The organism is Gordonia sp. PDNC005 (genome assembly GCF_016919385.1).
Taxonomy (GTDB): Bacteria; Actinomycetota; Actinomycetes; order Mycobacteriales; family Mycobacteriaceae; genus Gordonia.
Window position 1 is genome coordinate 118,797 of record NZ_CP070351.1, and the last position, 20,720, is coordinate 139,516.

At 66.1% G+C, this 20,720-nt stretch carries 19 protein-coding genes and 1 riboswitch; of the genes, 9 read left to right on the plus strand and 10 right to left on the minus strand.

The features are described 5' to 3' along the window. Positions 1-17 precede the first annotated feature (17 nt). Complete coding sequence (locus tag JVX90_RS00695) at positions 18-1,304, minus strand: amidohydrolase (protein ID WP_205330594.1); 1,287 nt, start codon at positions 1,302-1,304, stop codon at positions 18-20. Positions 1,305-1,361: 57 nt separating this feature from the next. Between JVX90_RS00695 and JVX90_RS00700 the strand changes: the two genes are divergently transcribed. From JVX90_RS00700 to JVX90_RS00730, 7 genes are all read left to right on the plus strand, one after another. Beyond that, positions 1,362-2,201, plus strand: a complete 840-nt coding sequence (locus tag JVX90_RS00700) for a tyrosine-protein phosphatase (protein WP_205330595.1) — start codon at positions 1,362-1,364, stop codon at positions 2,199-2,201. Then, positions 2,198-2,761: a TetR/AcrR family transcriptional regulator gene (locus JVX90_RS00705; RefSeq protein WP_240193988.1), complete on the plus strand. Its 564-nt coding sequence runs from the start codon at positions 2,198-2,200 to the stop codon at positions 2,759-2,761. Before JVX90_RS00700 ends, JVX90_RS00705 begins: the two co-directional genes overlap by 4 nt. A gap of 51 nt (positions 2,762-2,812) precedes the next feature. Continuing rightward, on the plus strand, positions 2,813-3,247 hold the full coding sequence (locus JVX90_RS00710; protein WP_205330596.1) for an SRPBCC family protein: 435 nt from the start codon (positions 2,813-2,815) through the stop codon (positions 3,245-3,247). A 205-nt stretch (positions 3,248-3,452) separates the two neighbouring features. Continuing rightward, positions 3,453-3,992 carry a DUF6764 family protein gene (locus JVX90_RS00715; protein ID WP_240193989.1) on the plus strand — a complete coding sequence of 180 codons (540 nt, stop codon included), beginning with the start codon at positions 3,453-3,455 and terminating at the stop codon, positions 3,990-3,992. Positions 3,993-4,074: 82 nt separating this feature from the next. Then, a complete protein-coding gene (ppk2, locus tag JVX90_RS00720) occupies positions 4,075-5,034 on the plus strand; it encodes a polyphosphate kinase 2 (protein WP_223291310.1) in 960 nt (319 codons plus the stop codon). Between the two features lie 26 nt (positions 5,035-5,060). Next, on the plus strand, positions 5,061-5,888 hold the full coding sequence (locus JVX90_RS00725; protein ID WP_205330597.1) for a hypothetical protein: 828 nt from the start codon (positions 5,061-5,063) through the stop codon (positions 5,886-5,888). Between the two features lie 9 nt (positions 5,889-5,897). After that, positions 5,898-6,569 (plus strand): rhomboid-like protein, encoded by a 672-nt coding sequence (locus JVX90_RS00730; RefSeq protein ID WP_240193990.1) that lies wholly within the window; start codon positions 5,898-5,900, stop codon positions 6,567-6,569. On the opposite strand, the gene JVX90_RS00735 is transcribed toward JVX90_RS00730, so the two are convergent. From JVX90_RS00735 to JVX90_RS00765, 7 genes are all read right to left on the minus strand, one after another. Next, positions 6,538-7,335, minus strand: a complete 798-nt coding sequence (locus JVX90_RS00735) for an ABC transporter ATP-binding protein (protein ID WP_205330598.1) — start codon at positions 7,333-7,335, stop codon at positions 6,538-6,540. The genes JVX90_RS00730 and JVX90_RS00735 overlap by 32 nt on opposite strands. Continuing rightward, entirely contained in the window at positions 7,332-8,399 is a 1,068-nt protein-coding gene (locus JVX90_RS00740) for an iron ABC transporter permease (RefSeq protein ID WP_205330599.1), read from the minus strand. The genes JVX90_RS00735 and JVX90_RS00740 overlap by 4 nt, the downstream gene beginning before the upstream one ends. Further along, a complete protein-coding gene (locus tag JVX90_RS00745) occupies positions 8,396-9,589 on the minus strand; it encodes an ABC transporter substrate-binding protein (RefSeq protein WP_205330600.1) in 1,194 nt (397 codons plus the stop codon). The genes JVX90_RS00740 and JVX90_RS00745 overlap by 4 nt, the downstream gene beginning before the upstream one ends. A 32-nt stretch (positions 9,590-9,621) precedes the next feature. After that, a riboswitch (cobalamin riboswitch) is annotated at positions 9,622-9,767 on the minus strand. A gap of 12 nt (positions 9,768-9,779) precedes the next feature. Then, a complete protein-coding gene (locus JVX90_RS00750) occupies positions 9,780-11,822 on the minus strand; it encodes a prolyl oligopeptidase family serine peptidase (RefSeq protein WP_205330601.1) in 2,043 nt (680 codons plus the stop codon). 317 nt (positions 11,823-12,139) lie between these two features. Further along, positions 12,140-13,513: an MFS transporter gene (locus tag JVX90_RS00755; RefSeq protein ID WP_205330602.1), complete on the minus strand. Its 1,374-nt coding sequence runs from the start codon at positions 13,511-13,513 to the stop codon at positions 12,140-12,142. A 218-nt stretch (positions 13,514-13,731) separates the two neighbouring features. After that, entirely contained in the window at positions 13,732-14,973 is a 1,242-nt protein-coding gene (locus JVX90_RS00760) for an NADH:flavin oxidoreductase (RefSeq protein ID WP_205330603.1), read from the minus strand. Beyond that, a complete protein-coding gene (locus JVX90_RS00765; protein ID WP_205330604.1) occupies positions 14,970-15,548 on the minus strand; it encodes a TetR/AcrR family transcriptional regulator in 579 nt (192 codons plus the stop codon). Before JVX90_RS00765 ends, JVX90_RS00760 begins: the two co-directional genes overlap by 4 nt. Positions 15,549-15,650: 102 nt before the next feature. On the opposite strand from JVX90_RS00765, the gene lpdA reads away from it, so the two are divergent. Next, entirely contained in the window at positions 15,651-17,036 is a 1,386-nt protein-coding gene (lpdA, locus tag JVX90_RS00770; protein ID WP_240193991.1) for a dihydrolipoyl dehydrogenase, read from the plus strand. 85 nt (positions 17,037-17,121) lie between these two features. Here lpdA and JVX90_RS00775 read toward each other — a convergent pair whose 3' ends face one another. Both JVX90_RS00775 and JVX90_RS00780 read right to left on the minus strand, forming a co-directional pair. After that, positions 17,122-18,363, minus strand: coding sequence for an FAD-dependent oxidoreductase (locus JVX90_RS00775; protein ID WP_205330606.1), 1,242 nt, complete (start codon positions 18,361-18,363; stop codon positions 17,122-17,124). Beyond that, positions 18,360-19,901 (minus strand): amino acid permease, encoded by a 1,542-nt coding sequence (locus JVX90_RS00780; protein ID WP_240193992.1) that lies wholly within the window; start codon positions 19,899-19,901, stop codon positions 18,360-18,362. Before JVX90_RS00780 ends, JVX90_RS00775 begins: the two co-directional genes overlap by 4 nt. A gap of 126 nt (positions 19,902-20,027) precedes the next feature. On the opposite strand from JVX90_RS00780, the gene JVX90_RS00785 reads away from it, so the two are divergent. Continuing rightward, entirely contained in the window at positions 20,028-20,612 is a 585-nt protein-coding gene (locus JVX90_RS00785) for a TetR/AcrR family transcriptional regulator (RefSeq protein WP_205330607.1), read from the plus strand. The last annotated feature ends 108 nt before the right edge of the window (positions 20,613-20,720 follow it).

Genomic DNA, 20,720 nt, shown 5'->3' on the forward strand with positions numbered 1-20,720 from the left:
GCTCGTCGCAAACGCGGTCAGAGCGGGTCGAGCAGACCCAGAACCGAGTACGCGGCGATCTTCGTCCCGAACGCGATGGCGGCGAGATCGACCACGTAGTTCGGGTTGTGCGGGTAGTACGGGACCAGCTCACCTCTGGACAGGGCCTCCGCGAACACCTCCGGCGCGGCGACGCCGACAAGCACGTAGTTGAACGGAAGGTCGGTGTGTGGGCCGCGGAGCATGTGCGCGTCCTCCGATCCGGTCACCGCCGGCATGTCCGTGATGACCTTGTCGGCGCCGATGATCTCGCCGAGGGACGTCGACATGGAGACGGCGAGGTCGGGGGTGTTCACCAGTGGCGGCGACCCTCCCTTCATCACGATTCCGGGCAGCTTGTCCTCATCGACCCCGGCCGCCCGCGCGATGGAGTCGGACACGGTGCGGATCGCGCCGAGCAGCGCTTCGCGGACGTGTGGTTCGAACCAGCGGAGATTAGCCTTGACCAGCGCTTCGGACGGGATCACGTTGTTGTCGGCGCCCGCCTGGATGGAGCCCACAGACAGCACGGCTGTCGCACTCGGTTCGACCGTCCGCGCGACCAGGGAGGAGAACTCCAGTGTCGCCTGAGCGGCCATCCGCACCGGATCCTTGGTCTTGCTCGGCATCGAACCATGACCGCCGACCCCGTGGAAGTGAACGTCCACCTGATCCGTGCCCGCCATCCGGGTACCGGGCGGATTGATCACCGTGCCGACTGGGCCGGGCGCGGTGTGCAGTCCGATCAGGACGTCGGGTGTGGGGATGAAGTTGTACAGGCCGTCGTCGAGCATCGCCTGTGCGCCCATGATGAGTTCTTCGGCCGGCTGGCCGATGAGGACGACGGTGCCCGACCAGGAGTCGCGGACCGACACCAACGCGTTCGCCATGCCGATGAGCCACGTGACATGTGCGTCGTGCCCGCAGAGGTGACCGACGGGAACTTGCGTGCCGTCGTCGCGAGTGGCGGTGACGGTGCTGGCGTAGTCGAGTCCGGTCTCCTCGCGGACGGCGTTGGCGTCCATATCGGCGCGATACATGACCACCGGTCCGGGACCGTTTCGGAACGTGGCCGCGATGCCGGTCTTCCCGATGCCTTTGGTGACGTCGAAGCCCAGGTTCTGCAAGGCCTTCTCGATCAATCTGGCCGTTCGTATCTCTTCAAAACCCAGTTCGGGGTTTCGGTGAATGTCTTTGAACAGGTCGACGAGTCGGACGTTGTCTGCGTCGATGATCTCATCCACGCGGGCGATCAGATCCTGGGGCAGGGAGCGTGCAGTCACCATGCCTGCCAGCGTATCCGTGCCGCGCAAGGAGTCTCTTCGAATAGGACTCACGGCATAATGACGGTCATGTCCCCAGACGTGAACACTCCCGCAACCGTGTCGCCGCCCGGTGCGCCGAGCCCGGTCGAATCGCTCGTCAACCTCCGCGACCTCGGCGGCTGGACGGGTTCGGACGGCAGCACCGTGCGGACCGGGATGCTGTTCCGGTCAGCGGACTTCCGTCCCCTCACCGACGACGACGCGCCCGCATACCAGGCGCTCGGCGTCCGAACCGTTTACGACTTCCGCTCAGCAGGTGAACGCGAATCGGCGCCCGACCCGACGTTCGACGGAGTGTCCAACGTCGGACTCGACGTGTTGGCGGACTCGTCGATGGCCGTCCCGGCGAACCTCGCCGAGTTCTTCAGCGACCCGGCGCTTGTCGCGAAGGCGGGCGAGCAGCTCAGCGGCGGCAAAGCAGCCGAGGCCATCACGTCCACCTACCGCGACCTCGTGACCCTGCCCAGCGCTCGGGCCGCCTACCGTCAGTTCTTCGCCGGGCTCGCGGGCGGCGCCAATCCGTCGCTGTTCCACTGCACCGCGGGGAAGGACCGGACCGGGTGGGCTGCGGCAGCCTTCCTGACGCTGCTCGGCGTGAGTCACGACGACGTGTTGACCGACTACCTGCTCACCAACGAGCGACTCGTTCCGTCGTTGCAGCCGATCTTCGACAAGTTCGCCGCTGCCGGCGGCGATCCGGCAGTGCTGCTCCCGGTCTTCGGCGTCCGCGAGGAGTTCCTCGCCGCATCGTTCGAGGAGGTCGACCGCGTTCATGGAACCATCGAGCGATACTTCGCCGACGGCCTCGGTATCAACGCGGACACCCAGGCGACGCTCCGCGCGACCTTCCTGGCATGACGTCGCAGCGCGTGAAGATGGTGGCCGCGGCGGCCGACCTCATTGCGCGCAAAGGCGTCGCAGGGACCTCGATCGGCGACGTCCTGGCTGCAGCCGACGCGCCCAGGGGCAGCGTCTACCACCACTTCCCCGGCGGTCGTGCGGAGGTGATCGGGGCTGCGGTCGAACGAGGAGCATCGCGGGTGGACGATGTGATCGTCCAGGGTGCGCGGGTGTCGCCGGCCGACGCCGTGGCCGACATGACGTCGATGTGGCGTCGAATCCTCACCGACTCCGATTTTGAGGTCGGCAGCATCACCGCCGCGGCGGCCCTCGCTCGGAAAGCCGCACCGAACGTGGCGAACATCGCCGCAGCCCGGTACGTCCGCTGGGAGCAGTTGCTGTCCGTCAGCCTCCGGGCCCACGGATTCGACACCGACCAGGCCTTATCCGTCGCCGCCACCGTGCTCGCCGCACTGGAGGGAGCGGTGATCCTGTGCCGCGCACGCCAGAGCGTGGAACCCCTCGACCGAGTCGCTGACCAGTTGCAACAGATGGTGAGATCTCCTGCGGGCCGGTGATTTCGGGCAAGAGGCGCAGCCTCGGTCGTGACTGCGGGGTAAGTTCTTCCCATGGCTGTCTCTGCAAGCACTGAATTCGACATCGACGCACCGCCGTCGGTGATCATGGAAATCCTTCTCGACGTCGAGTCCCTGCCGGAATGGTCGGGCCCGCACAAGTCCGCGAAGATCATCACCGAACACGAGGACGGAAGTCCGGCACGCGTCGAAGCATCCGTCAGCGCAGTCGGTATGACCGACGACCAGGTGCTCGACTACACCTGGACCGACAACTCCTGTTCGTGGAGCCTCGTCGAGAGCTCACAGCTCAGCGAGCAGCAGGGCACGTACACGGTCACGCCGAAGGGCGACGGTTCGCACGTCAAGTTCGACCTGAGTGTCGAGCTCAAGATCAAGCTGCCCGGCCTGATCGTCAAGCGTGCTCAGAAGATGGCCGTCGACACCGCCAAGAAGGGGCTCACCGACGAGGCCAAGCGTCGCGCTTGATCTGACTTCTGACGCCAAGGCCGCCGGGACGAGAGTCTCGGCGGCTTTTTGTTTCGCCGGCCCTTTCGACTCGCTTCGAGGCCGGTCTCGGGGCAGTGTCAGCGGGATAACGATTCATGGCACATAGCGGGGGCGGTTGTGGCGAAGGTAACCTCATCTTGAGACTGATCGAGCTACAGCAGCGCTAGGCGCAGAAGGACGGGACGTGCGTATTTCATCTGGTCACAAAGGTTTTCGGGTCATCGGCGCGCGAACCGTCATCGCCACCCTCGCATGCGGTGGCGCATTCGGCCTGATGGCACTCTTCGGCGGCGGCGACGCCGGTGCAGCGACCAACTGCAACGCCGTCGACAACGCCCGCACCGAGCACGCGAACGGGCAGAGCCACTGCATCGCCAACGCCGGACCGGGGTCACGGGCGAACGCCCAGGACACCAGCAACAGCGGGATCGCGACGGCCGTCGCCACCACCGGAGGCAGCGCGACGAGCAAGAACCTGCAGCCGGGCTCGCAGGCCCTCTCGAGTGGCATCTACGGCGGCAACGCCTACTCGATCACCACGGGACCGAAGGCAGAGTCGGTGGCGATGGCCCGCCGCGGCGGCACGTCGATCGCCATCGGCGGCTGGGGCGGCCAGGCGTACGCAGGCCCAGGTGGAACCTACTGTTCGGGCGGCTTCGGCGCCGCCTACGACAGCACCACGGGCGCCTACTGCCTCAAGACCGGCTCGATCAACATCAGCTGATCGGATGTTCGGCTTGTGCATCGCCGCGAGGGCGGGACTTTCGTACCCTGCCGAATCGGGCTGCTCGGGATAACCTGTGCCCGTGGAGAACGTCGACGGCTATGTGCAGCCTCAGCAGAACATCGGTCCGGACCTGAGCGTCGTGTCGGGGCGGGAGGCGTTGCAACAGCTCGTCGACCTGCGCGACACCGGCAACTTCACCGTTGTCGACGACGATGACGACGACCCGATCCTGTTGACGCTGCCTGAGCGGAACGTCGTCGACACGTGGCGCGAAGACTACCCGTACGAAGAGCGCATGAGCCGCCGTGAATACGAGGTCACCAAGCGTCGCCTGCAGATCGAACTGCTCAAGCTGCAGAAGTGGTCGAAGCAGACCGGCCAGCGGCATCTCTTCCTGTTCGAGGGGCGTGACGCGGCCGGCAAGGGCGGCACGATCAAGCGCTTCAACGAACACCTCAATCCGCGCGGCGCGCGCGTCGTCGCACTGGAGAAGCCGTCGGAGCGGGAGTCGACCGAGTGGTACTTCCAGCGGTACGTGCAGCATCTGCCCGCCGCAGGTGAGATGGTCTTCTTCGACCGCTCCTGGTACAACCGGGCAGGCGTCGAACGAGTGATGAGTTTCTGCACGCCGGACCAGTACGACCAGTTCATGCACCAAGCGCCCGCTTTCGAGAAGATGCTCGTCGACGACGGCGTGCACCTCGTGAAGTTCTGGTTCTCGGTGACGCCGCTCGAACAGCGGACTCGTTTCGCGATCCGTCAGATCGACCCGGTCCGCCAGTGGAAGCTGTCACCGATGGACCTCGCGTCGCTCGATCGTTGGGACTCGTACACCGACGCCAAGGAACGGATGTTCGCCGACACCGACACCGACCATGCCCCGTGGACGGTTGTGAAGAGCAACGACAAGAAGCGCGCCCGGATCAACGCGATGCGGTATGTGCTGAGCCTGCACGATTACGACGGCAAAGACGCGTCGATCGTCGGGGCGCCAGACCCGCTCGTCGTGGGCCGTGCCCGCGACCTCGTCGGCGAGTAAGCCGAGCAGCCGGTAGCCTCGAACGGGTGCGAAGTCTTGTCTCCGGCCTGTTCACCGTTGTCGCGATGGTCTGCATGATCGTCGCCGTCCCCAGCATGTGGGTGTCGCAGCGAGTCGTGTCGACGGAGGGATTCGCAGCGTCCGCGGCGGACGCGGCACGCAACACCGAAGTGCAGGACTACTTCGCCGAGAAGGTCGCGGCAGCAGTCGTCGACCAGACGAGTGTTCCACTCGCCGGGCCGATCGTGGAGCCGCTCGCGACCAACTATGCGCGGAGCGAAGGCTTCGTGATGGACTTCGAGCAGATAGCGCGGCAGCAGCACGACTGGCTGTTCAACGCGCCCGGTCCGGACACCGACACTCACGTGATGGACGTCAACATCACGCCGATGGTCAACCGGGTGCTGGCGACGGCGCCGCTGCCGACACCGATCGTCGTCGACAAGGCGATCTACGTCGGCATCGATCAGCACCGACTGACGGCGGGCTCGCTCGAGTCGTCCGGCGAGCTGATCGACAAGACATCGTGGCTGACGCTGATCGCGGCGGCGATCGCGTCCGTCGTCGCGTTGCTCACCGCCAACCGTCGAAGCACAGTGCTCGCGTGGCTCGGCGTAGGAGTCGTCCTCGCGGCGCTCGGCGCATACGGGGTGGCGCAGTACATCAACACTCTTGCGGGCGACAAGGCCGCCGACACCGACGAAGCCGCTCGCCGCACCGTTGAAGTCGTCGCGGACGGGGTCTCGTCCGATCTCGTGCAGGTGTCGCTGATCGTCGGAGCCGTCGGAGCCGTCGTGATCGCCGTCGGACTAGTGTCTCGTGTCGTCGCAGGACGACGCGCCTACAGATACTGACCACGTCCGATGGCGACCACGTCCGGCAGCAGATCTCGGGCGGTGGTTCGCGGGGTCGTCGGCTGGGTTCGCAGTGCACCCGCCACCTACCTCTGGCTGATGGTGCTCCTGGCGACGACAATAGTCCAGCACGTCGTGTCGCCCGGGTCCCTCGACGACATCCTCGGTCGTCGATCGACGAACCTCGAGAACCTGTCGGAGCACCCCCTGCGGCCGATGGTCACCAGCCTGTTCTGGCTCGACGGCGCGTACTGGCTGCCTTACGTCGTGGCGTTCACCGTGTTCCTCGCCGTCGCCGAACGGTGGCTCGGCACCGCACGGTTCGTGGCAGTCGGCCTCGCCGGACACGTCCTGGCCACACTGGCGAGCCAGGGACTCCTCGATCTCGCGATCGGGCACGGTCGGGCCGACCCCACTCTGCGCGACGCGATCGACGTCGGCGTCAGCTATTTCGTGGCCGCGGTGATAGCCGTTCTCGCTTACCGGCTCCGGTCCCCGTGGCGGTGGGTCTACGCCCTGATCGCGCTAGCGACGGTGATCACGCCCTTCGCTGCGGGGACACCGGACTTCACCGACGCCGGGCACCTGATTGCGATGCTCATCGGACTGGCCATGTACCCCGTCACACGCGGCAGACCGCGCCTGCAGCTCACCCGAGAGTCGTTCCGCTTCCGTCGATGACAAAAGTCAGCTGATCGGCATCGAAGCGGAGACGTCCACGATCGAACGCTGCAGACACCGATCCGTCGGCGGCGAGCGCACTAGGCGTGCCGGTTGTCATGGTTCCGTCACCACGTAGCAGCCAGACCTCGTCGGACAGGCGCATGACGAGTTCCAGTTCGTGCGACGACATGAGGACGGCTATGCCCTGTTCGCGGGCCAACGTCGCGAGGAGATCGAGGAACTCGACCCGCGACGGCGCATCCAGGTGCGACGTGGGCTCGTCGAGGACCAGCAGCTCCGGCTCCTGTGCGAGAGCGCGCGCGGCGAGCACCCGTTGCCGTTCACCGTCGGACAGGTCGTGGAACGGTCGGTCGGCCAGAGCCGTCGCCCGGACGGCGTCCAACGCCCGGTCGGTGATGCGACGGTCGTCGTCGGAGAGTCGCCCGGTCGGAGACAGGTAGGGCGTGCGGCCGAGGGAGGCGACCTCCCGGGCCGTGAGCGTGCCGGGATCGACGGTGTCGGTGGTGACCACGGCGACGCGGCGTGCCAACCCGGCTGGCTTCAGCGTCGCGACGTCGGTGCCGTCGGCGAGGACCGCCGAACCCGCCAAGGGCGGCTGCAGACCGCATACGGTTCGGAGCAGTGTCGACTTGCCCGCACCGTTCGGTCCGATCAACGAAGTGAGGCGGCCAGTCTCCGCGACGGCCGACAGGTTCGAGGCGACGGTGCGGCCTCTCCGCCCCCGATATCCGACGGTCAGCTTCTGCAGTTCGAGCCCGCTCACACCGCACCTCCCTGCGCGCGCCCGCGGATCAGGACGGTGATGACGACCGGTGCCCCGATGAGAGCGGTCACCGCGTTCAGCGGCAACGACATGTGATCACCGGGGAGGTCGGCGAGGGCGCCGCACCAGATGGCGAGGGTTGCGCCGAGAAGCGCGCACCCCGGGATCAACGAGCGGTGATCGGAGGTCCGGAGCAGCCCTCGGACAAGGTGCGGAATCACCAGGCCGAGAAATCCGACGGGCCCGCAGAACGCCGTCACCACACCGGTGAGGAGGGCCGCCGACAGCAGAGTGACGGTTCGGGCGACGCGGAGATCAACACCCATCGAGCGGGCGTAACCCTCCCCGAGAAGTAGGGCGTTCAATGGTCGGACGGTGAAGAACACGATCAGAATCGTCACGGCCACGATCGGCGCCGCCACCTGGATGTCGCTCCACGACGTGGACGAGAACGTTCCGAGCCCCCAGATCATGTACTTCTGGACCGAGGTGGGATCGGCGTAGACGATGAGGACCGCGACGAGCGCGCCGGTCACCGAGCCGAGCATCACGCCGATCAGCAGGAGCGTGACGGCGTTGCGGACCCACACGGCCATCAGCAGAATCACGCCGAGCACTGCCGCCGCCCCCGCTGCGGCGGCCAACACGATGCCCAGACGCCCCCATCCGGCGAGGACACCGACAAACGCCGGTCCGCCCGCGCCACCTGCGAGAGCGACGATCGCCACGCCGAGACTCGCACCCGAATTGGCGCCGAGGATGTACGGGTCGGCGAGCGCGTTGCGGAACAGTGTCTGCATCTGCAAGCCTGCGACGCCGAGAGCGGCGCCGGCGATTGCCGACGTCGCGATCCGAGGCAGTCGGACCAGACGCAGAATCGCATCGTGGCCCGCATCCGACGCCGTGCCGCCGGTCAACACGTGCACGACGTCGGACAGCGGCATCATCACCGCGCCGATCGCGGCCGTCACCAACACTGTCACCACGGCTAAGACGATCAGCCCCGCCCAGGTTCCGGCGGCGCTGCGAGCCTTCACGGTCTCGACGACGACGGGAGTCGTCACCGCTGTGGGAGCTGAAGGTAGAACGTGAATCTGTGGTCGGGGAAGAGATCGGGATGCAGGATCGCCGCGAGGTCGGCGAGTACGAGGTCCGGGCGGAGGACGCCGCGCTCCCAGTAGTCGTTCCCGCCCGTCGCGCTCATCGCTTTCGTCGCGTTCCACGCACGCTCGGCGGGCTGTGCGAACACCCGGTACCGCTCGTCTTGCTTGTACAAATCTGGGAGTGACGCGACGGTCATGTCAGAGAGGAGCCATGCATCGGCGTTACGAGACTTGTCGATGACGGACTCGATCGAGAGGCGGAGTGAGCCCGTCGACTGGTCCGATGCCCACGGGTAGTCGCCGCCGGCGTCACGCACGAGCCGTCCGAAGTAGTTGCCGCCAGCGGCGAGCGTCCACGCGCCGTTCTCGATGCCGCCGAGCAGGACGTCGGTCCTCGGTGCGTTCGCCGTCTTCTGCTGCACCGTCGTGTACTCCGACTTGATGGTGTCGAAGGCGTCGGCGGCCTTCGTCTCGGTGCCGGTCAGTGCGGCGAAGAACTTGATCCACTCGGCCCGGCCGAGGGGACTCGCCTCGAGCCAGTCGGCGTTGGCGAGGACCGGGACACCCGCCTGCCGGAGTTTCGCGTACGACGGGTCCTCGTTGCCGTCGGACACCAAGACGTCGGGCTGCCCAGCAATCACCTTCTCGACGTTCGGCACACCCGCGTCGGCGTACTGGACCACGTCGCCGTCGTCGATCCGCGCGCGGATCTCGGGGGTGGACACGTAGTCCGTGGAGCTCACGCCGGTCACCGTGTCGGCGGCGCCCAGCGCCGCCATCGCGGGCAGGTGTGTAGTGGAACCCGAATACATGGTGCGGATCGGCACCTGCACCTGCGGCGCATCCGTGAGAGCGCCGTCGAGCCTCGGCGCGGGTGCACCGCAGCGAACCAGCACGTACGACACGGGCTGCGCGCCCGGTGACGGTTCCTTGACCGTCACCACCTGGTACGACTTGTGGTACTCGATCGCCAGTCCCGACGCATCGGAGATCGTCGACTTGTCGGGGAAGTAGTCGGTGTTCGCGTCGAAATCGGTGATGCAATCGCGGGCGGAACCCGCATCGTTCGACGACGCCCCGGAACATCCTGCGACAGCCAACCCGGTGACGAGCAGACACGCGATCGTGGCCTTGCGGATATGCGGGTGCACGGCATCCGCCTCTCTCGGGGACACTCCGCCCCGACGACGAGATCAGCTCGAGCGGAGGTCTGGCTGCCGCGTGAAGCGGTCACAGTGGCGGGTACCGCGTCGGATTCACACCGACTTCCCGCGTCGAGGCTGGTTGACGCCATGAACGTAACACGCCGCCCGAACCTCATTCTCTTCCCGGCGCAAAGGGTCAGCGATCAATTGCGCCGACGGTGCGCCAGAGGAATTCGTAGGCGAGGGCCGATTTGAACGCCGCCTGCTTGTTGTCGGCCGCGCCGCCGTGACCTCCCTCGATGTTCTCGTAGTACCGGACCGGTTGGCCTGCGGCTTCGAGCGCAGCGGTGAACTTCCGGGCATGACCGGGGTGAACACGGTCGTCGCGGGTCGACGTCGTGACCAGCATCTGCGGGTAGTCGACGTCGGACCGAACGCGCTGATACGGCGAGTACTCGGAGATGAACTCCCACTCCGCCGGGTCGTCGGGGTCGCCGTACTCGGCCATCCAGGAGGCGCCGGCCAACAGGAGGTGATACCGCCGCATGTCGATCAGCGGCACCTGGCAGACCAGCGCGCCGAACAACTCCGGGTACGTGGTCGCCATGACGCCCATCAACAAGCCGCCGTTCGATCCGCCCTGTGCAGCGAGTGTCTGAGGGGTCGTGAATCCTCGTGTCACAAGATCGCGCGCCACCGAGGAGAAGTCCTCGTACACGAGGTGACGTCCGGCTTTCACCGCTTGTGTGTGCCACGACGGCCCGTACTCGCCGCCTCCGCGGATGTTCGAGTACACGTAGATCCCGCCGCGCGTGATCCAGTTCCGTGCGGCCACCGCTGCATAGCTGGGCGTCAGAGAGTTTTCGAAGCCTCCGTACCCGTAGAGCAGGGTCGGGCCCGACTCGACGTCGTTGCGCTTGATCACGAAGTAGGGGACCTGGGTGCCGTCGTCCGATGTCGCGAAGAACTGCTGGGTGCTCACATTCGACGCGTCGAACCGCTCCGGCGACGATTTGATCGGCGTCACCCCGGACACGGCGTCGCCGTACAGCAACGTCGGAGCCTGTGTGAACGAGCTCGACGACAACCAGATCTCGTCGCCGTGATCGGCGTCGGTGTCGAGCACCCCGACCGTCGCGAAATCCGGGACGCCCGGCAGCTCTGCCGGCGTCCACGTGCCGAACTCCATCGACTGCAGCCGGGTCGCGACGTCGTGCAGCGTCACCAGGATCAGCCGTGTCGCCGTGATCGCGTACGTCTCCAGGCTGGTGTGCGCGTCCGGCGTGAACAGCACGGTATGCGTGCGGTCGCCGTCGAGGAAGCGCTCGTAGTCGAACGCCAACAGGCAACCGGCGGGCCGGGCCACACCGTCGACCGTCCACTCGGACTTCGGTGTCACCAGCATCACGTCGTGCCGCACCGAGAAGTCGGCGTCCGACGGGACGTCCACCTTGCGCAGCTCACCGTCCCGGAGTTCGAACTGCTCGGCGTTGTAGAAGTCCGTCGACCGGTACACGAAGTGCCGCGGAAAACCGGGCGTCGGATCGAACGAGGCTCCGACCGCGACGTCGTCGACGGAACCGGTGAACACTGTCGTCGCCGCCGCGAGGTCGGTGCCGCGCGTCCACCGTTTCACCACGCGCGGGTAACCCGACGACGTCCACGATCCGGCGCCGTCGGGCTGCTCACCGAACTCGGTGCCCACGTACACGGCGTCCCGGTCGATCCAGCCGACGTTCGACTTGTTCTCCGGCAGCACGAAGCCGTCGTCTACCCACGAGCGCGACGGGATGTCGAACTCGCGGACCACTGTCGCATCCGCGCCGCCGCGGGACAGCGAGATCAACGCGCGGTCGTAGTCGGGGCGAAGCACCGACGCCCCGCTCCACACCCAGTTCTCGTCCTCCGCAGTCCGCAGGGCGTCGACGTCGATCAAGACGTCCCACTCGGGCTCGGCGGAACGGTACGACTCCAGCGTCGTCCGCCGCCACAGTCCGTACGGGTTGGTCCCGTCTACCCAGAAGTTGTAGACGAACTCGCCACGCCGCCGCACATACGGGATCCGATCGTCCGACGACAGGATCTCCAGCGTGTCCGACTGCATCTGAGTGAACCGCTCGGACGAGGTCAGTTCGGCGACAGTCGGCTCGTTGTGGGCGCGCACCCAGTCGAGCGCCTCGTCCCCGGTCACGTCTTCCAGCCACAGGTACGGGTCGTCGGTCGTGTTCGTCTCAGCCACGTGGTTCAGGCTACCGGCGTCGTGGTGGCCCGCTGTCCGTCTCCACTGTGCGCGGTGCGGCCGGCGGGGCGGGTCGCCTCCTCGGCAGTCCTCGCGGACTCGCCTGGCGGCTCGCTCGCTGTGACCGGAGTTCCCACGCTCTTTGAGCGAGCGTTGCCCACTGCTCCTTGAGCGAGCTTGCGAGTCGAAAGGTCCCGGTCTCACTGCCTTTCGACTCGCTCCGCTCGCTCAAGGAGCAGTGGGAAAGCTCGCTCAGTGGGAAAGCTCGCTCAAGGAGAAGTACAGGCAGTGGACGAGCTTGCGTGAGGAAGCAGGGGTCAGCGGGAGGGGAGGGCTGGTTCCTGGGCGTCGTCGACCTCAGCGTCGGGCTCGGCGCTGGGGATCTCGGTGCCGCGGAGGGATGCGCCCGCAGTCTCCTTCAGGAAATACAGGGCGACCATGCCGATCACACAGGCGGCCATCATGTACGCGGCGGGGAAGAGGTGCCAGCCCGTGTCGCCGACCACCCAGTCGTTCACCAGGGGAGCGGTGCCACCGAAGGCAGCCGTCGACACATTGTACGAGATCGCAAAACCCGCGTAGCGAACGTGAGTCGGGAACATGGCGGGGAACGTCGCAGAGATCGTCGCCAGCTGCGGGATGTAGAGCAGTCCGAGCACCACGAAGCCGACGATCGCCCACGCGAAGCCCTGGCCCATCAGCCAGTACATCGGCAACGCGAACACGAACAACCCGATCAACGACGCCCACCACATCGGTTTGCGGCCCGTCGAATCCGACCAGCGGCCGAACACCGGGATCATCAGCATCATGAGGACCTGTCCGATGAGGACCACCCATGAGCCGCCCGACTCCGACAGTCCGATCGTGTTCTTCAGATAATCCGGCTGGTACGCGAGCAGCGTGTAATTGGCGACGTTCAACGCCACGACCATGCCGAACATGATGAGAATCGGACGCCAGTAGCCGACGATCGCCGTCTTCAAGAGTTCGAGGCCCGACGGTTCGCGCTTGCGTTTGCGATCCACTTCGGCGAAGACCGGCGGATCGTCCAACTGGGAACGCAGGTAGAGGCCGACGAGGCCGAGCGGGAGGGCGACGAGGAACGGAATGCGCCAGCCCCACGATGCCATCTGGTCCTCGTCGAGGATCGAGTTCAACAGCAGGACGAACGCGGTGCCCGCCGACAGGCCCGCCATCGTGCCGAATTCGAGGAAACTGCCGAAACGGCCTCGCTTGCGGTCCGGCGCGTACTCGGCCATGAACGTCGCGGCCCCGCCGTATTCGCCACCCGTCGAGAATCCTTGAATCACCCGTAGCAGGATCAGAAGGGCCGGAGCCCAGACGCCGATCGATGCGTGCGTCGGAAGCAGGCCGATCAACGCGGTGGCAAGGGAGATCAGCAGGATCGTCAAGGCGAGAACGTGCTTGCGTCCCACCTTGTCGCCGATCGGCCCCCACACGAAACCGCCGAGCGGCCGGAGGAGGAACGACACGGCGAAACCGAGCATCGTTCCGGTTGTTCCCCACGCTCCGGGAAAGAACGCCTGGGTGAGATATGTGGTGGTGGCGGCGTAAACGCCGTAGTCGTACCACTCTGTCGCATTGCCGATCGCGGATGCCGCGATCGCTTTGCGGACCATGGTGGCCGGTGGTGCTTCGAAGTCCTTGGTGGACGGCGAGTCTGTCATTCTGGTTCGTCGATTCGTGCTCGAGGAGTCGATGTCTCCGGGTCAGGTGGACTGGGTCTCGCGGCCGCGCTGAGCACGGCGGTTACCACTTCCTGACGGTCCTCGAGGGACGGTTGACAGACGGAGTGTGTACTCCGAACGGACTACGTCCACACCTAGCATGTCTGTTCGACGATGTGAAACCCGCTACCGGACGTCCGGCCCTGTGAACGGAAGGTTCACGCAGGTGAGAAGGTGTCTGGAACCTCTCCTTCGCGGATGGGGCAGCGGGTCTGGGAGTAAATCGTCGGCATGCACAGATTGCAGTGCACACACCGCGAAACCGTCGAAGCGTCCTCCTGGATCCGCAGGGGCAGGTCCGGTTCGCGGAGCAGAGCGCGTCCCATTGCGACGAATTCGAATCCGGAGTCGAGTGCGGTCTGCATCGAGGCACGATCGGTGATGCCGCCGAGAAGGATCAGCGGGAGCGACACCGACTTGCGGAGCTCGGCTGCCAGGGGGAGCAAGTAGGCGTCCTGGTAGGGATAGTGCTTCAAGAAGACGGGGCCGACGGCCTTCATCCCGGTTCGGATGGGGCCTTGCATGGCGTCGGCGAACTCGGCCAACGGCGGTTTCCCGTGGAACAGGTACATCGGGTTGAGCAATGAGCTGCCCGCGGTCGGCTCGATCGCGTCGATGAAACCGTCGGCCTCCAAGAGCTGAGCGGTCTCGCAGGCCTGGTCGACGTTGAAACCACTCCAGGGGCGGCCGCCTCGACCGCGGCCGGGCTTGCCGACCCCGTCGAACATGTTCAGCTTGGCCCAGACCGCGGCTTCATCACCGACGGCGCCGCGCACGGCTTCGAGGACTTCGCGGGCCAGACGTGCTCGGTTGACCACCGAGCCGCCGTATCCGTCGCGGCGGTGATTCAGCAGCGGCGAGAGGAATGAACTGATCAGGTAGTTGTGGCCGCAGTGCACCTCGAGTGCGTCGAACCCGCAGTCGACGGCCAGACGTGCGGCGTCGACGAAGTTCTGTGTGACGCGTTTGATGTCGCCGGCGTCGACCTTCGCTGTGGCCGACATTCCCATCGGTGCCGGGATGCGGCCGGGGCCGAGAGCCTTGGCCCGATTGGAGATGGAGTTCGCGACCGGACCGGCGTGACCGAGCTGTGCGGCGGCGAGCGCGCCCTCGGAGTGGATGGCCCCGGTGAGACGTCGCAGTCCGTCGGCCGCTTCGGGAATCATCAGGATCTGATGCCTGTCGGTCCGGCCCTCCGGCGCGACGGCGCAGTACGCGACCGTGCTGATGCCGACTCCGCCGGCCGCGGTCTCGCGGTGGAACTCGATCAGTTCGTCGGTCACCAGGGCGTCGGGTGTGCGTCCTTCGAAGGTCGCGCACTTGATCAAGCGGTTGCGCGGGGTGATCGGGCCGAGCTGCGCCGGTGCGAACGGGTCGACGGTGGAGAGGTCGCTGGTCATCGGGGTCCTTCGGTCTGGGAGGTGGCGGGACCGGACAGGCCCGCGGTCATGAAGTCGGCGAGCGCGGCGACCGTCGCGGTGCTCACCGGTGTGGGATTGGACAGTTCGGTGATCAAGACGGTGAAGGCGAACCGCCACCGGCGTCGCGCTGTGGCCTCGTCGACGTCGACGACTCGGCGCAGAAGCGTTACCCACACCTCGGTGCGGAACCAGGTGCCGGTCCAGTCGAGATCGCCGTGGGTGAGGACGAAGCGCCCGAGCAGACGGAGGTGTTGAGCCAGTGCGGGATCGTCGGCGAGGCGCGTCACCGGCTCGAGGATCTTCTCCACGATTTCTCGAACAGAGGTCTCGCGCGTGCTCAGCTCGGTGAGAGGGTCGGCCCAGACCGGCCCGAGGCGGTCCTGCAGGAGCGTGGTGACCAATGCCTCACGCGACCCGAAGTGGTAATGGACCGCGGCCGGGTTGACTCCGGCCTCCGCGCACACTGCACGGACTTTGAGCTGCTCATACGGGGTCGTCTCGAGGATTCGCTCGGCCGCATCGAGTAGTCGGATTCGTGTCACGTCGCTGGCCATGAGGTGCAGTACATCACGTTTCAATCAACGTTTCAATCATTGATTGAAAGTTCCTCGATGGAGCTACGACACGACCGGTCGAAGAGCGTTAGGCTGGACGCCGTGGCTGAACATTTTCAAACAGTTGTCCTGGGAGCCGGCCCCGGTGGGTACGTGGCCGCGATCCGGTCCGCCCAGCTGGGCATGAAGACCGCCGTCATCGAAGAGAAGTGGTGGGGTGGTGTCTGTCTGAACGTCGGATGCATCCCCTCCAAGGCGCTGCTGCGCAACGCCGAACTCGCCCACGTCTTCAATCACGAGGCCAAGACCTTCGGCATCAGCGGAGAGGTGTCGTTCGACTTCGGCGCCGCCTTCGACCGCTCGCGCCAGGTGTCCGACGGCATCGTCAAGGGCGTCCACTTCCTCATGAAGAAGAACGGCATCACCGAGATCGACGGATACGGTGTCTTCTCGGACGCCAAGACCATCAAGGTCGGCGACCGTGAGATCACGTTCGACAACGTCATCATCGACACCGGTTCCACCGTCCGCCTCCTGCCGGGCGTGGAGCTCAGCGAGAACGTCGTCACCTACGAGACCCAGATCCTCACTCGAGACCTCCCGAAGTCGATCGTCATCGTCGGTGCGGGTGCCATCGGCATGGAGTTCGGTTACGTCCTCGCCAACTACGGCGTCGACGTCACGATTGTCGAGTTCATGCCGCGCATCCTCCCGAACGAGGACGCCGACGTCTCCAAGGAGATGACGAAGGCGTACAAGAAGCTCGGCGTCAAGATCATGACCGGCACCGGAGTCCAGACCGTGGACGACCAGAGCAGCCAGGTTGTCGTCACCTACAAGGACGCCAAGGGCAACGACGGCAGCCTGACCGTCGACAAGGTCCTCATGTCCGTCGGCTTCGCGCCGCGCGTCGACGGCTTCGGCCTGGAGAAGACCGGCGTCGAGCTGACCGACCGCGGTGCCATCGCGATCGACGATCACATGCGCACCAACGTCGACGGCATCTACGCCATCGGTGACGTGACTGCCAAGCTGCAGCTCGCGCACGTCGCGGAGGCGCAGGGTGTCGTCGCGGCGGAGACTATGGCGGGAGCCGAGACGATGACGCTCGGCGACTACCGGATGATGCCGCGCGCCACGTTCTGCCAGCCTCAGGTCGCATCGTTCGGGCTCACTGAAGAGCAGGCCAAGGCCGAGGGCTACGACGTCAAGGTCACCAAGTTCCCGTTCAGTGCCAACGGCAAAGCTCAGGGGCTCGCCGCTCCGGCCGGCTTCGTCAAACTGATCACCGACGGCGCCAACGACGAGCTGATCGGCGGACACTTGGTCGGCGACAACGTCTCCGAGATGCTGCCCGAGCTCACCCTCGCGCAGAAGTGGGACCTGACCGCCAAGGAACTCGCCCGCAACGTCCACACGCATCCGACGATGAGTGAGGCGCTGCAGGAGACCTTCCACGGCGCGATCGGTCACATGATCAACCTGTAGGTATCGCCCGCAGACGAGAAAAGTGTTGAGTTGAGGTCCGTCACGGAGCTCAACTCAACACTTTTCTTCGTTCAGGCACCTCGGGTCAGCGGAGGGGATCGAATCCCGCGAGGGCGGATGGGGTGATGCCCGTGCAGATGGTCTCCGCGAGGAGGCGTCCGGTGGCCGGGCCGAGGGTCATGCCCTCCATTGCGTGACCGCCCGCGACGAACACTCGCGGCGACGTCGTCGCGCCGACGAGCGGGAGTCCGTCCTCGGTGCAGGGGCGGGAGCCGACCCACTCCTCACGTCGGTCGTCGAGGTCCACCCCGCGCAGCAGTGGGCGCACCGATTCGACGATCGCCCCGATCCGGCGCCGGTCGACGGGATCACCGTGACGACCGAACTCCATCATCCCGGCGATCCGCATGCGGTCGCCGAGCGGCGTGCACACCACGGACGAGCCGGGGAAGTACACCGGCCCCGGCGGCAGATCGGCGACGTCGACCGCGAAGCTGTATCCGCGGCCCGCGCGCACTCGGGTCCGAACGCCGTACTTCTTCGTGAGCGCGGGCAATGCGACGCCGGTCGCCACCACCGCGGAGTCGAACGCCTCGTTCAACCCGGCCCCGGTGACACGAACCCGCTGTCCGCGGTCGATGACGTCGTCGACGGTGACACCTGTTCGCAGCGTGCCACCGCGCACCACGAACGATTCGGCGAGAGCGTCGACGTAGGCGGGCGGATCGAGGAAGCGCTGCCCACGCAGGATCAGTCCGCCGCGAATCGCGTCGGTCAGCATCGGCGCACGGGACCGCACCTCGTCAGCGGAGATCACCTCGACGTCCACCTGCTGACCGAGTGCGGTGATGCGCTCGCCCTCCTCCACCATGCTCTGCGGACCGGCCGGGTCGGTGTAGGCGAACAGGAAGTCGTCTGCGGCCTCGATCGGTCCGGCGACTCCGCCGTCGGCCATCGCGTCGAAGGCGTCGAGCGCCTGCCGATTGATCGCCGCCAGGGCTCGCACGCCCGATCTCCAGCGCGGCGCGGTGCTGTTGCGCGCCATGCGAGCGAGGAAACCGAACAGTCTCGGATCTGGGCGCGGCGGGATGTACAGCGGCGACGTCGGGCTCAGCAGACTGCGCAGGCCGTAGGTGAGCATCGAGGGATCGGTGAGCGGTGTGCTGAGCGTGGGGGTGATCCATCCGGCGTTGCCCCACGATGCTCCGGCGGCGGGGCCGACGGCGTCGAACACGGTCACCTCGACGCCGCGGTCTTGTAGGAACCAGGCGGTGGACAGGCCGACCATCCCGGCGCCGACGACGGCGACCGACGCGGGTGCGGTCATTCCGCGGCCGCCACGGCTGTGTCACGTGCGATGCGCGGCTTGATGCCCCAGTGGTAGACGGCGTAGCAGACCGGCACGCAGGCGAGACCGAGGACGAGGGACAGTCGCTGTGTCGCGTCGAAGGCCATCGAGACGAACACGACTCCGTTCATGAGGATCACGGCGATCGGGGTGAAGGGGAAGAACGGGGCGGCGTACGGGAGGTCCTTCACATCACCGCCGTTCTTGACGTACTGCTTGCGGAATCGGTACTGCGACAGCGCGATCGTCATCCAGCAGAGAGCGCCGCCGACACCGCTGATCGAGATGAGGAACACGAACACGGTGTCGGCGGCGACGAACTCGGTCATCAGGGAGAGCAGGCCGAACAGCAGGGTGAAGAGCAGGCCCCAGATCGGGATGCCGCGCTTGGTGGTGACGCCGAAGACGCGGGGTGCCGCCTTCTCCTGCGCGAGCGACCACAGGATGCGGGTGCACATGTAGAGACCGGTGTTGCCGACCGACAGGATGGCGACCAGGATGACGAAGTTCATGATGCCCGCGGCGTAGGGGATGCCGATCGCCTTGAAGACGGTCACGAACGGGCTCTCGTCCAGGCCGAGCTGCTGCCACGGGATGAGGGCGATCAGGATGAGGATGGAACCCAGGTAGAGGAAGACGAGGCGGAACACGATCGTGCGGACTGCCTTGGGGATCGCCTTGCGGGGATTCTCCGTCTCGCCTGCGGCGACGCCCATCACCTCGGAGCCCATGAACGTGTAGACCACGGTCATCATCGCGGCGAACACTGCGCCGAAGCCTACGGGGAAGAATCCGCCGTGCGAGGTGAAGTTCGCGAGGCCGGGGGCCTCCATTCCGTCCATCTTGACGACGCCGGTGATGGCGAGGATGCCGAGGACGATGAAGAAGCCGACGGCGAGGACCTTGATGGCCGCGAGTGCGTACTCGGTCTCGGCGAACGATCGGGCGGTGAAGCAGTTGACCAGGAACAGGACGGCGATGAAGAAGGCGGACCACACCCACGTCGGGGTGTCGGGGAACCAGAACTTCATGGTGATGCCTGCGGCGGTGAACTCGAGGCCGATGAACGACGCCCAGCTGATCCAATACACCCAGCCGATGGCGAAGCCGGTGCCCGGGCCGATGTACTTGGTGGCGTGCGCCTGGAAGGAGCCGCTGACGGGCATGACCGCCGACATCTCGCCGAGGCACACCATCGTCAAGTACAGCAGGACGCCACCGACGATGTAGGCGAGGATCGTCCCGCCGGGGCCTGCGGAGCTGATCACTTCGCCGGTGCCGAGGAAGAGGCCGGTTCCGATGACGCCGGCGAGGGTGATCATGAACAGGTGGCGGCTTTTCATGACGCGCTTGAGCGCGGGGCCTTCGGGAGTGTAGAAAGGCTCGTTCACGTCGCCGCTCGGGGAGGTGGTGGCCGGTTCGTCGGAACCGGCCGTGGGGGCTATGGACACGGGGATGTCTCCTGGATTGTGTGCGGCCGCGGCACGCATTCCCGTGCGTCCCGGCGATCCCGCCATCTGCTGACTATGTACTCAGTCAGCACATAGAGAATGCGATGCCGGTCACATGATTGTCAAGGCTCGCCAGCCGTCACATTTGGTGACGGCGCATATCGGGCCCGTAGCATGGGCCCTGTGGCCCGAATGACGAAGGATTCCGCCGATCGGCGTGAGGGGATTCTCAAGGCGACCCTCGACATCATCAAGGAGGCCGGCATCGACCGTGTTCGCGGCGCGGATGTCGCTAAGCGCGTCGGGGTGAGCGTCGGCCTCGTGTTTTACCACTTCGAGAATCTCGAGACGCTGATCGTCGCCGCATTGCAGTATGCGGCGAGTCGGGACATCGAGCACCGTGACGCCGCGCTCGCGGCGTCGTCAGCGGACGTCACGGAGCGGTTGGACGCGATGCTGCGCGAATACGGCCCCTCCGGCTCGGAGTTCGGCTGGCGACTGTGGGTGCAGGCATGGTCGGCGAGCTTGCGCGATCCGACTCTGCGTGCCGTCGTTCACGATCTCGATGCGGGCTGGCGTGATGTCCTCATCGAGATCATCGACGACGGTGTGGCGCAGGGGGTGTTCACCTGTCCGGACCCGGCGGGGGCGACGTGGCGCCTCACCGCGATGCTCGACGGTCTGGCCGTCCAGCACGTGGTCTTCGACGACGTGGTCACGGTCGCGCAGATTCGAGAGTGGACGCAGCTGGCGTTGACTCGCGAACTGGGCATCTGACCGGCGGTGACGGCGAAGGGTTGCCTTCGAGTTGTGATCGGTGCCATACTGACTAAGTACTCAGTCAAGCATTGACATCGCGGCGGCCTTCCCGAACCGCCCGCCCCC